This is a genomic window from Aeromonas sp. INTO2 (assembly GCF_049860605.1).
GTDB lineage: Bacteria > Pseudomonadota > Gammaproteobacteria > Enterobacterales > Aeromonadaceae > Aeromonas > Aeromonas caviae.
The window spans coordinates 3119174-3131572 of record NZ_CP187588.1 but is presented as its reverse complement, the minus strand read 5'-3'; the positions used below and the strand labels follow the sequence as shown (position 1 = coordinate 3131572).

Genomic DNA, 12399 nt, shown 5'->3' with positions numbered 1-12399 from the left:
GAGGCCGGGGGGATGAGCGAAGCCAGGGGGCGGGATTCGAAATTTGCGACGTATTTTACATTTTATAAACAATTTTTTGGGTGGTTGGACTGTCTCTTTGATCCAGCTCACGTTACAATGCGCGGGCCCACTTCACCTATCGCGCAAACGATTTTCAGGAGATAAACGGATGTTGAAACGTGACATGACCATCGCCGGCTATGATCCAGAGCTGTGGCAGGCCATCACAGACGAGACCCGTCGTCAGGAAGAGCACATCGAGCTGATTGCGTCCGAGAACTACACCAGCCCCCGCGTCATGGAAGCCCAGGGCTCCCAGTTGACCAACAAGTACGCCGAAGGCTACCCGGCCAAGCGTTACTACGGCGGTTGCGAGTATGTGGATGTGGTTGAAACCCTGGCCATCGAGCGCGCCAAAGAGCTGTTCGGTGCCACCTACGCCAACGTGCAGCCGCACTCCGGCTCCCAGGCCAACAGCGCCGTCTACATGGCCCTGCTGCAACCGGGCGACACCGTGCTCGGCATGAACCTGGCCCACGGCGGTCACCTGACCCACGGCTCCCCCGTCAACTTCTCCGGCAAGCTGTACAACATCATCCCCTACGGCATCGACGAGTCCGGCAAGATCGACTACGACGAGATGGAGCGCCTGGCCGTTGAGCACAAGCCGAAGATGATGATCGGCGGCTTCTCCGCCTACTCCGGCATCGTCGACTGGGCCCGCATGCGCGAGATCGCCGACAAGATCGGTGCTTACCTGTTCGTGGACATGGCCCACGTGGCCGGTCTGATTGCCGCCGGCGTCTACCCGAACCCGGTGCCCCACGCTCACGTGGTCACCTCCACCACCCACAAGACCCTGGCCGGTCCGCGCGGTGGTCTGATCCTCTCCGCCGCCGACGACGAAGATCTGTACAAGAAGCTGAACTCCGCCGTCTTCCCGGGTGGTCAGGGCGGCCCGCTGATGCACGTCATCGCCGGCAAGGCCGTGGCCTTCAAGGAAGCGCTGGAGCCCGAGTTCAAGACCTACCAGGCCCAGGTCGTGAAGAACGCCAAGGCCATGGCGGCGACCTTTATCGAGCGCGGCTACAAGATCGTCTCCGGCGGTACCGACAACCATCTGATGCTGGTTGACCTGATCGGTCGCGAGCTGACCGGCAAAGATGCCGACGCAGCCCTCGGCAAGGCCAACATCACCGTCAACAAGAACTCCGTACCGAACGACCCGCGTTCCCCGTTCGTGACCTCCGGCGTGCGTATCGGCACCCCGGCCATCACCCGCCGCGGCTTCAAGGAAGCCGAGTCCATCCAGTTGGCCAACTGGATCTGCGACGTGCTGGACAGCCACGACAACGAAGAAGTGCTGGCGACCGTGCGCGAGAAGGTGCTGGATATCTGCCGCCGCTTCCCGGTCTACGCATAATCAGCCTGACCTTCAGGTTGAAGACCAATGCCACCCTCGGGTGGCATTGTTTTTTGCAGCGCCTGGCAAGATGAGACAGAGGTGACCATGTGCGATGACATGGAAGAGGACGCGCTGGAGGCGTCACTGCGGCAGACGGTTCGCGCCCAGTACCACTTTCGCGCCAGCGAACAGGGGCTGCTGGCCTGGGATGTGCGCCGCTTGATCCGGCTGAGCCGCAACCTGCCGGTGCAGGCGGTGGCACTCGGCGAGATTGCCGAGCTTGACCGCGACCACTGGTACGGCCATGGCGACGCCACGCCCACGGTGCGCAGCGTGGTGGCGCATTGCCAGCTCATGATGGCGGCGGATCTCGCCTATCCCATCCTGCTCGACAGCGCCGGTCGGGTGATGGATGGCATGCACCGGGTGGGCAAGGCGCTGATGCTGGGCCACCGCCATATCGAGGCGCGTCGTTTTGTTGTGGATCCTGAGCCCGATTACCTGGATTGCGACCCCGAGGCGTTGCCCTATGACGACTGAGTCCTGCCCGAAGGCCTGGCAGGTTGTCCCTTGTTTTCATGGGCTTTTACCGGCTCTGGATGGCCGTGTTACACTGGCCGGCCTAGCGCCAGCCCCCGGGGCCCGCGCCCATTTTCATCCACGCCGGAGGTCAGATGCATTGCCCTTTCTGTAGTGCCGTTGATACCAAGGTGATCGATTCCCGTCTGGTGGCCGAGGGCCATCAGGTGCGCCGCCGTCGCGAATGCCTGCTCTGTCACGAGCGTTTTACTACCTTCGAAATGGCCGAACTGGTCATGCCCCGCGTCATCAAGTCCAACGGCTCCCGCGAGCCCTTCAACGAAGACAAACTGCGGGCCGGCATTCTGCGGGCGCTGGAGAAGCGGCCGGTGAGCATGGAGGCCATCGAGAAGGCGGTCAACCACATCAAGTCCCGCCTGCGGGCCACCGGCGAGCGTGAAGTCGCCTCCCAATTGGTGGGCAATCTGGTGATGGATGAGCTCAAGAGCCTGGACAAGGTGGCCTACATCCGCTTTGCCTCCGTCTACCGCAGCTTTGAAGACATTCGCGAATTCGGGGAAGAGATCGCCAAGCTGGAGAAGTAACGCCGTCCTGCGGCTCCCTATGTGAATCAGAGAGGGGCTGCCGTTGCGGCAGCGCCAGTTGTTACACCAGTGAGACATCTAGACAGCGCATCGTTGCACTGGTGAAAAAGTATGAGGGCGTGCGGCCGCATCCTGCGATGTGTGTGCCCGTCGCCATGGCGTCAGATGCCATGGCCGATCTGCCCGAGAAGGCGTGCGGCAAGCGCGTACACCCTATTTTCTTGTCCCATCGGATGGCCGTGCCACCGGGGACAGGTTGCTGGACACAGGAGCCCGGATGTTTAGTCAAGACGATTACCAATGGATGAGCCGGGCCCTCGAACTGGCCCGGCGCGGCCGTTACACCACGGCCCCCAACCCCTGCGTCGGTGCCGTGCTGGTGAAGGCCGGCGTGGTGGTGGGGGAGGGCTGGCACAAGCGGGCCGGTGAGCCCCATGCCGAGGTCTATGCTCTGCACGCGGCAGGGGAAGAGGCCCGCGGTGCCACCGCCTATGTGACCCTGGAGCCCTGCTCCCATCATGGTCGCACGCCCCCCTGCGCCGAGGCGCTCATCAAGGCCGGGGTGACCCGGGTGGTCGCCGCCATGGTGGATCCCAATCCCCAGGTGGGCGGGCGTGGCCTGCGGATGCTCTCCGAGGCGGGGATCAAGACCGATTTCGGCCTGCTGGCCGCAGAAGCCGAGGCCCTCAATCCCGGTTTCTTCAAGCGGATGCGCACCGCGTTTCCGCTGGTGACGGTCAAGCTGGGGGCGAGCCTGGATGGTCGCACCGCCATGGCGAGTGGCGAGAGCCAGTGGATCACCTCTCCGGAGGCGCGCCGGGACGTGCAGCGGCTGCGAGCCCGTCACGATGCGGTCCTCTCCAGCGCCGAAACCGTGCTGGCGGATGGTGCCTCCCTCACCGTGCGCTGGGACGAACTGCCCCCCTCGGTCAAGGCGGTCTATCCCAAAGAGACCCTGCGCCAGCCGCTGCGGGTCATCGTGGATTCGCAAAACCGGCTCACCCCGGATCTGCCCCTGTTCCAGAGCGAGAGCCCGGTACTGCTGGCCCGCCACAAGGCATCCGGTGAGTGGCCCGCCTGGGTGCAGCAGCTGGAGGTGCCGCTGCTGGATGGCAAGCTGGATCTGGTCAGCCTCTTCATGCTGCTGGCCAAACAGAACGTCAACTCGGTACTGGTGGAGGCGGGGCCACGGCTGTGCGGCGCCCTGCTGGAGAAGGGGCTGGTGGACGAGCTGGTGCTCTATCAGGCGCCCAAACTGATGGGGGATGAGGGGCGCGGCCTGTTCCATCTGCCGGGGCTGACCCGGCTGTTCCAGGCCCCCAAACTCAACCTCAAGGATGTGCGCATGCTTGGCCAGGATATTCGCATCACTGCGAAAATAGCCTGATTTTTCAATGTTCACGGGGGCATCCGTCGCCCCCGTCATCAGCAAGGTGATCTGCATGTTTACCGGAATTATCGAAGCGGTGGGAACCCTGGCCGAGCTGCGTCGCCAGGGGGAGGACATGGCCCTCACCGTGCACGCGCCGACCCTGGACTTCAGTGACGTCAAGCTGGGCGACTCCATCGCCACCAACGGCGTCTGCCTCACCGTGGTGGCGCTCGGGGATCACAGCTATACCGCCGACGTCTCCCTGGAGACCCTCTCCCGCACCGGTTTTTCTGCCGCCAAGGTGGGGGATCCGGTCAACCTCGAGAAGGCGCTGATGCCCACTTCCCGCCTCGGCGGCCACCTGGTCTCCGGCCACGTGGACGGCATCGGCGAGGTGAAGAGCAAATCGTCCAGCGGCCGCGCCATCGAATACTGGATCAAGGCGCCGGGGGAGCTCTCCCGCTACATCGCCGAGAAGGGGTCGATTGCGGTGGATGGCATCAGCCTCACCGTCAACGCCGTGCAGGGGGATCTCTTCCGGCTGACCATCGTGCCCCACACCGCCCAGGAGACCACCATCGCCCGCTGGAAACCCGGCTACCGGGTCAACCTCGAGGTGGACCAGATAGCCCGCTATCTGGAGCGGCTGATGACGGGCAAGCGCGAGCAGAGCAGTGCCTCTACCCTGACCCTGGAGAAGCTGGCCCAGTCCGGATTCTTGTGAGCCGTTTTGACGGGAAAACGCGGTTCTGTGATCCCGCGCGGATTGAAACGGGGCCGCGTGCCCCCATCTAGAGCACAATACGCAGTATCAAGTCGAGCCGACTGGCTCAATCCCCAAGCATGTTGATGGAGTAGCCCATGGCGCTGAGCACGACCCAGGAAATCATTGCCGATATCAAGGCTGGCAAGATGGTGATCCTGATGGATGACGAAGACAGGGAGAACGAAGGGGACCTGATCATGGCCGCCTCCTGTGTCCGCCCGGAAGACATCAACTTCATGGCGCGCTACGGTCGGGGGCTCATCTGCCTGACCCTGACCCGGGATCGCTGCAAGCAGCTGGCGCTGCCGCTGATGGTCGATCGCAACAATGCCCAGTTCTCCACCGCCTTCACCGTCTCCATCGAGGCAGCGGAAGGGGTGACCACCGGCATCTCCGCCGCCGACCGCGCCGTCACCGTGCAGGCCGCGGTGGCGCCCCATGCCAAGGCCGCCGATCTGGTGCAGCCCGGCCACATCTTCCCGCTGATGGCGCAGGATGGCGGTGTGCTGACCCGCGCCGGCCACACCGAAGCGGGCTGCGATCTGGCCCGGCTGGCCGGCTTCGAGCCAGCCTCCGTCATCGTCGAGATCCTCAACGAAGATGGCACCATGGCCCGGCGCCCGGATCTCGAGATCTTCGCCGAGCAGCACGGCATCAAGCTCGGCACCATTGCCGACCTTATCGAATACCGCAACCAGCACGAGACCACGGTAGAGAAGGTGGCCGAGTGCAAGTTGCCCACCGAATACGGCGAGTTCGACCTCGTCACCTTCCGCGACACCATCGACAACCAGGTGCACTTCGCCCTGAAGAAAGGGGACGTGAAGGCCGACCAGCCGACCCTGGTACGGGTGCACCTGCACGACGTGCTGAGCGATCTGCTGCTCACCGACCGCCACAGCGCCCGCAGCTGGCCGCTGCCCAAATCCATGGCCCGCATCGCCGACGAGGGCGGGGTGCTGGTGATCCTGGGGGCGGAAGCCCATGGCGCCGAGCTGCTGGCCAGGGTCAAGGGTTTTGAAGCCGCCGACAAGGGGCTGGCACCGGAAGGGGCCAAGTGGCAGGGCACCTCGCGCCGGGTCGGGGTCGGTTCCCAGATCCTCAAGGCGCTGGGGGTCGGCAAGATGCGCCTGTTGAGCTCCCCCAAGAAGTACCATGCCCTCGGTGGCTTTGGTCTGGAAGTGGTGGAGTACGTCGGCGAGTAAGCGCTGCGTATGGTTGAATTCATCACCATGGCCGCCCGTTGCGGCCATGGTTTTTTGTCGCGGCTCTGTTGTGCTAGAATGCGTGCACTTTTGAGCCCGGCCCCTAATTGATTGCACAGAGACAGGATTTCCAATGAAGATTATCGAAGGAAATATCGCCGCTCCCGAGGCGCGTGTTGCTATTGTCGTTGCCCGTTTCAACAGCTTCATCAATGACAGCCTGGTGAACGGCGCGCTGGACGTGCTGAAGCGTCAAGGTCAGGTCCAGGAGAGCAATCTGACCCTGGTGCGCGTACCGGGGGCCGTCGAAATTCCCCTGGCGGCCAAGAAGCTGGCCAAGAGCGGTCAATATGACGCCATCGTCGCACTCGGCACCGTCATCCGCGGCGGTACCTACCACTTCGAACTGGTAGCGAGCGAGAACGGCAAGGGTCTGGCCCAGGTAATGATGGAATATGACATTCCCGTTGCCTTCGGCGTGCTGACCACCGAAAACATTGAACAAGCCATCGAACGCGCCGGTACCAAGGCGGGTAACAAGGGTGCAGAGGCTGCACTGAGCGCGCTCGAAATGATCAACGTCCTGAAACAACTGGACGTGTAACGAGGAGAAATGCATTGAAACCGTCCGAGCGCCGTAAGGCCCGCCATTGCGCCACTCAGGCCATCTACCAGTGGCAGATGACCCAGGCCAACGTGGGCGACATCGAAGAGCAGTTCAAGATCGATCAGGACACCAAGGGTGTGGACCTGAACTATTTCCGCGATCTGCTGTTCGGGGTAGCGGTCCACTGCAACGAGCTGGACAAGGTGTTCGCGCCTTTCCTCTCCCGTCCGCTGGAAGAAGTGGACATGGTGGACAAGGCGATCCTGCGTCTGGCGACCTACGAGCTGACCCGTCGTGAAGATGTGCCGCCGCGCGTGGTGATCAACGAAGCGATCGAGCTGGCCAAAGCCTTCGCCGCCGATGACAGCCACAAGTTTGTCAACGGCGTCCTGGACAAGGTGATCAAGACGCTGCCCAAGCGCTGATCCTGCTGTCCGTCAGCAATTAAGAGAGGAGCCAGCTTATTGCTGGCTTTTTACTGTATGGGTGAATTTGAGCTGATTGAGAAGTACTTCAAGGTCCCCCACGCCCGCAAGGACGTGGTGATGGGCCCTGGAGATGACTGTGCCCTGCTGACCCTGCCCCCCGACGCCCAGTTGGCGGTGAGCACGGACACCCTGGTGAGCGGCGTGCACTTCTTCCCCGACATGGATCCGGTGGATCTCGGCTACAAGGCGTTGGCGGTCAATCTCTCCGATCTGGCCGCCATGGGTGCCGAGCCGCGCTGGGTCTCCCTGGCCCTGACCCTGCCCGCTATCAACGAGCGCTGGGTCGCCGGTTTCGCCGAAGGGTTCCTCGAGCTCGCCGAGTACTACAACGTGGCGCTGGTGGGGGGAGACATGACCCGCGGGCCCCTCTCCATCACCGTCTCGGTGAAAGGATCGGTCCCGGCAGGTCGCGCCCTGATGCGCAGCGGCGCCAAGGCCGGTGACGGGGTCTACGTGACCGGTACCCTGGGAGATGCCGCCCTGGCGCTCTCCCACCTGCTGGGCAAGCGCACCCTCAACGAGAACCAGCTGGCGGCCGTGTTGCCGCGCCTCGACCATCCCCATCCCCGCATCCTGGCCGGTCAGGCCCTGCGCGGGCTGGCCAGCAGCGCCCTGGATCTCTCCGACGGCCTGGCGTCCGATCTCGGCCACATCCTCAAGGCGTCCGGCGTGCGGGCCCAGATCGATCTCAATCTGCTGCCCCTCTCCCCCGTGTTGCAGGATGCGGTGCCGGCCATGGATGCCTGGCAGCTGGCCCTGGCCGGGGGCGACGACTACGAGCTCTGCTTCACCGTGCCCCAGGAGCATCACGGTGCCCTGGACACGGCGCTGGCCAATTGTGGCGTGAAGTTCACCCGCATCGGTCGCATCCTGGCCGGGGAGCCTGGCATCGACTACCTGCAGGACGAACAACCCGTCGAACTGCACCTCAAGGGCTGGGATCACTTCGCATGATGTCTTTCAAGATAAAGCCCGAGCTGACGCGGCTGAACCTTAAAAACCCGCTCCACTTCCTGGCGGTGGGCTTTGGCTCCGGCCTCTCCACCAAGGCGCCGGGCACCATGGGGACCCTGGCAGCCATCCCGCTCTATCTCTTGGTGAGCGGGCTGCCGACCTCCTGGTTCATCGCCCTGCTGGTGGTGGGTTTCGTGGCGGGCATCCGCATCTGCCAGAGCGCCACCGACGCCATCGGGATGCCGGATCACGGGGCTATCGTCTGGGACGAGGTCATCGGATTCGGGGTCACCATGATTGCGGCCCCGGCCGGCTGGGAGTGGGTGCTGGCGGGCTTCGTGCTGTTTCGCCTGTTCGACGTGCTCAAGCCCTGGCCCATCTCCTGGTTCGATCGCCGCATTCACGGCGGGCTTGGCATCATGCTGGACGATCTCATCGCCGGCCTGTTCGCCCTGGCCTGCATGCAACTGCTTGCCCACTGGTGAGGGGAGGCGGCTCCCGAACGCCCTCTCGCTGTTTTTTCACTCCTCTCCACTTGCAAAGAGGTCGGATATACCGCACACGCAGGCCCTGAGGGGCCTGCGTTTTTTTGTATGCAATCCCTCCCGGCTTGCCGTGCCGGCGGGCCTGTGGCCCAGGTTGATCCTTCTGCATTGTCCCTATTTAGCTCTGCCTATTTTTCCTTACTCCGGATATGCTGCCGTCAAAAAATCATTTCACATAAATATTCACTACTTATTCGAAGCTGGTCAGCATAATGCTGATAGTGAATAAGATGGTTTTTTGCTATTTTGTTGAAACATAATTGGTTGATGGTCTCGCATTGCCAGCGTAATCTCTGGTAATGTGACTTTTATCGACATTTTAACCCCATGGTGTCGGCATTCTCTGGGCAAAGTATTGCGAAATTGTATAACTGGATCATTTACACCCGCGGGCAAACCGACTAACTTACTCGCGGGTTATTCCAAAAAAATGCAAAAAACCCGCCCGGATCGCTGGTTTGGCTGCCTCATGGATTGAGCGTTAATTACACAACAACGGCTCTCGAGCAGTACCAAGGCACAACCAGCATCTGCGGCTGATTTACGGACGAATTATTTGGGACGGATGTCCCCCGCAGAGGTAACCATGTCCTTGCTTGAAGTCAAAAACTTGCGGATCGAGTACCCCTCCCGCTACGGGGTGCTTGCCGCGGTCAAGGATCTCTCTTTTTCTGTTGAAAAGGGCGAGATCGTCGGCGTCGTCGGTGAGTCCGGCGCTGGCAAATCCACCATCGGCAACGCCGTCATCGATCTGTTGAGCCCACCCGGTCGCATCGCCCGTGGCGATATCTACCTCAACGGCGAGCTCATCTCCGGCAAGAGCCAGAACGAGATGCGGGCCATTCGCGGCTCGCGCATCGGTTTCATCTTCCAGGATCCCATGACCTCCCTCAACCCGCTGTTCACCGTGGAGCAGCAGCTGGTGGAGACCATCCTCGCCAACACCGACCTGTCCCGCGAGGCGGCCTTTGCCAAGGCCCTCGAGCTGATGGGGGCGGTGGGGATCCCGAACCCGGACGTGCGCATCAAGCAGTATCCTCACCAGTTCTCCGGTGGCATGCGCCAGCGGGTGGTGATCGCCATCGCCCTCTCCGGGGATCCCGAGCTCATCATCGCCGATGAGCCGACCACGGCGCTGGACGTCTCCATCCAGGATCAGATCCTCCAGCTCATCCGCAACCTGTGCAAAGAGCGCCAGGTCGGCTGCATGCTGGTGACCCATGACATGGGGGTGGTCTCCAACGTTACCGACAAGGTGGCGGTGATGTACCGCGGCGATCTGGTGGAGTTCGGCACCACGGAACAGGTGCTGGGCCGCCCCAATCACCCCTATACCCGCAGCCTCATCTCGGCGGTTCCCCGCTCGGATGTCAAGCTGGTACGCTTCCCCCTGGTCTCCTATATCGAGGATGCCGGTGCGGCGGATACCAGCATCGATCTCAAGACCCACTGGCTCGGCCAGAGTCAGGACGAGCGCACCTATGAAGGCGCGCTGTTGCGGGTGGAGAACGTGGATCTGAAGTTCGTCACCAAGGATTCCATCTTCCCGAGCCGCCGCCAGTACGTGCGCGCCTGCAACAACATCAGCTTCGAGATCTTCGAGGGTGAGACTTTCGGTCTGGTGGGGGAGTCGGGCTCCGGCAAGTCCACCATCGCCCGTGCCATCACCGGGCTCTATCCGCCCGACACCGGCAAGATTGTCTTCGAGGGGATCGATCTCACCGCCCTGAAAGGGGAGCACGAGCGTCGCCCCCTGCGCCGCCAGATGCAGATGGTGTTCCAGAATCCCTACTCTTCGATGAACCCGCGCATGAAGGTGCGTGACATCATCGCCGAGCCGATCCGCTTCCACCGCCTCGCCGAGAGCGAGCGGCAGATAGAGCAGATCGTCGGGGACCTGCTGGATCACGTGGGCCTGGGCCGCGGCGCCGGGGTCAAGTATCCCCACGAATTCTCCGGTGGCCAGCGCCAGCGCATCTCCATTGCCCGCGCCCTGGCGACTCGCCCGCGCTTCCTCATCTGCGACGAGCCCACCTCGGCGCTGGATGTCTCGGTGCAGGCCCAGATCCTCAACCTGCTCAAAGACTTGCAACAGGAGCTTGGGCTCACCATGCTGTTCATCAGTCACGATCTGCCGGTCATCCGCCAGATGTGCGACCGCATCGGTGTGATGCAGCACGGTCATCTGGTGGAAGTGGCCGAGACCGAGAAACTGTTCACCAATGCCGAGCATGAGTACAGCCGCAAGCTGATCTCCCTCATGCCGGAATTCAAGGGAATGTCCCGCGAGGGGCTGGAAATCGCAAGCTAGGAAAGCACCGGTTCGCCGGTTTGTCTGTCAATAAAAAGCCAAAAGCATGGAGAAAGACATGAAGAAAGGATTATCCAAGATCGCCATGGCGCTGTTCGCCGCTGGTCTCGCGTTCAACGTTTCTGCTGCCGACATCAAGGTCGCCGTCGCGTCCGACGCCACCTCTCTGGACCCGCAGGAGCAGCTCTCCGGTCAGACCCTGGAGATGTCTCACCTGGTGTTCGACCCCCTGATGCGTTACACCCAGGATCTGCAGTTCGAGCCGCGTCTGGCCGAGAAGTATGAGCGCATCGACGACAAGACCGTCCGTTTCCACCTGCGCAAGGGTGTGAAGTTCCACTCCGGCAACGACTTCACCGCCGATGACGTGGTATGGACCGTCAACCGTCTGAAGGCCTCCCCGGACTTCAAGGCGATCTTCGACCCCATCGCCGAAGCCAAGAAGGTGGATGATTTCACCGTGGATCTCGTCACCGCCAAGCCGTTCCCGCTGGTGCTGCAGACCGTCACCTACATCTTCCCGATGGACTCCAAGTTCTATAGCGGCAAGACCGAGGCGGGCAAGGACAAGGCCGAGATCGTGAAGAACGGTGACTCCTTCGCCTCCACCAATGTCTCCGGTACCGGTCCGTTCAGCGTCAAGTTCCGCGAGCAGGGCGTGAAGCTGGAATACGTGCGCAACGCCAACTACTGGGACAAGGCCTCCAAGGGCAACGTCGAGAACCTGACCGTAGTACCGATCAAGGAAGACGCCACCCGTGTTGCAGCCCTGCTGGGCGGCGACGTGGACATGATCTACCCGGTTGCCCCGAACGATCTGGAGCGCGTGAAGAACGGCAAGGATTCCCAGCTGGTCACCCTGTCCGGTACCCGTGCCATCATCATCGAGCTGAACCAGAACACCAACCCGGCGCTGAAAGACAAGCGCGTGCGTCAGGCGATCAACTACGCCATCAACCAGGTGGGCATCGTCGACAAGATCAACAAGGGCTTCGGTACCCCGGCCGGCCAGCTGAGCCCGAAAGGCTACGCAGGCTACAACGAGGCCCTCAAACCCCAGTATGATCTGGCCAAGGCCAAGGAGCTGATGAAGGAAGCCGGTTACGAGAAGGGCTTCAAGATGAGCTTCATCTCCCCGGCTGCCCGCTATGTCAACGACGTCAAGATTGCCCAGGCCGTCTCCGCCATGCTGTCCAAGATCAACATCAAGGTGGATCTGAAGACCATGCCGGTGGCCCAGTACTGGCCGGAGTTTGACAAGTGCGCCGCTGACATGCAGCTGATCGGCTGGCACTCCGACACCGAAGACAGTGCGAACTTCTTCGAGTTCCTGACCTTCACCAAGGATGCCAAGACCGGCATGGGTCAGTACAACTGCGGCGGTTATGCCAACGCAGAAGCTGACAAGATGGTGATGGAAGCCAACACCGAGACCGATCCTGCCAAGCGTGCCGCCATCCTGCAGAAGGTGGAAGCCATGCTGATCGACGACGCTGCCTATGTGCCGCTGCACTGGGAAGACCTGGCCTACGGTGCCAAGAAGAACGTCGACATCAAGCCGGTGGTCAACGTGATGAACTTCCCTTACCTGGGTGACCTGGTGGTCAACAAGTAAGCGAAGC

General features: G+C 62.0%; 12 protein-coding genes. All 12 read left to right on the top strand.

Features of this window, described 5'->3' with window-relative positions; translation table 11 throughout:
- Positions 1-169 precede the first annotated feature (169 nt).
- The 12 genes from glyA (at position 170) to ACPW74_RS14705 (ending at position 12392) form a co-directional block, all read left to right on the top strand.
- Positions 170-1423 carry a serine hydroxymethyltransferase gene (gene glyA, locus ACPW74_RS14760; RefSeq protein ID WP_010675397.1) on the top strand — a complete coding sequence of 418 codons (1254 nt, stop codon included), beginning with the start codon at positions 170-172 and terminating at the stop codon, positions 1421-1423.
- 87 nt (positions 1424-1510) lie between these two features.
- Positions 1511-1945: a hypothetical protein gene (locus tag ACPW74_RS14755; RefSeq protein ID WP_223924469.1), complete on the top strand. Its 435-nt coding sequence runs from the start codon at positions 1511-1513 to the stop codon at positions 1943-1945.
- 134 nt (positions 1946-2079) lie between these two features.
- A complete protein-coding gene (nrdR, locus tag ACPW74_RS14750) occupies positions 2080-2529 on the top strand; it encodes a transcriptional regulator NrdR (RefSeq protein WP_010675395.1) in 450 nt (149 codons plus the stop codon).
- A 277-nt stretch (positions 2530-2806) separates the two neighbouring features.
- The gene (gene ribD, locus ACPW74_RS14745; RefSeq protein WP_039040300.1) at positions 2807-3916 is read left to right on the top strand and encodes a bifunctional diaminohydroxyphosphoribosylaminopyrimidine deaminase/5-amino-6-(5-phosphoribosylamino)uracil reductase RibD; all 1110 of its coding nucleotides are present in this window, start codon (positions 2807-2809) and stop codon (positions 3914-3916) included.
- A gap of 55 nt (positions 3917-3971) precedes the next feature.
- The gene (locus ACPW74_RS14740) at positions 3972-4625 is read left to right on the top strand and encodes a riboflavin synthase (RefSeq protein ID WP_041212973.1); all 654 of its coding nucleotides are present in this window, start codon (positions 3972-3974) and stop codon (positions 4623-4625) included.
- A 137-nt stretch (positions 4626-4762) separates the two neighbouring features.
- Entirely contained in the window at positions 4763-5872 is a 1110-nt protein-coding gene (gene ribBA / locus ACPW74_RS14735) for a bifunctional 3,4-dihydroxy-2-butanone-4-phosphate synthase/GTP cyclohydrolase II (protein WP_039040299.1), read from the top strand.
- A 133-nt stretch (positions 5873-6005) separates the two neighbouring features.
- On the top strand, positions 6006-6476 hold the full coding sequence (ribH, locus tag ACPW74_RS14730; RefSeq protein ID WP_010675391.1) for a 6,7-dimethyl-8-ribityllumazine synthase: 471 nt from the start codon (positions 6006-6008) through the stop codon (positions 6474-6476).
- Between the two features lie 14 nt (positions 6477-6490).
- On the top strand, positions 6491-6904 hold the full coding sequence (nusB, locus tag ACPW74_RS14725; protein WP_010675390.1) for a transcription antitermination factor NusB: 414 nt from the start codon (positions 6491-6493) through the stop codon (positions 6902-6904).
- Between the two features lie 57 nt (positions 6905-6961).
- Entirely contained in the window at positions 6962-7921 is a 960-nt protein-coding gene (thiL, locus tag ACPW74_RS14720) for a thiamine-phosphate kinase (RefSeq protein WP_039040298.1), read from the top strand.
- Complete coding sequence (locus ACPW74_RS14715; RefSeq protein WP_425858274.1) at positions 7918-8406, top strand: phosphatidylglycerophosphatase A family protein; 489 nt, start codon at positions 7918-7920, stop codon at positions 8404-8406. The genes thiL and ACPW74_RS14715 overlap by 4 nt, the downstream gene beginning before the upstream one ends.
- 646 nt (positions 8407-9052) lie before the next feature.
- A complete protein-coding gene (locus ACPW74_RS14710; protein ID WP_010675387.1) occupies positions 9053-10777 on the top strand; it encodes a dipeptide ABC transporter ATP-binding protein in 1725 nt (574 codons plus the stop codon).
- Between the two features lie 58 nt (positions 10778-10835).
- Positions 10836-12392 carry an ABC transporter substrate-binding protein gene (locus ACPW74_RS14705; protein WP_010675386.1) on the top strand — a complete coding sequence of 519 codons (1557 nt, stop codon included), beginning with the start codon at positions 10836-10838 and terminating at the stop codon, positions 12390-12392.
- The last annotated feature ends 7 nt before the right edge of the window (positions 12393-12399 follow it).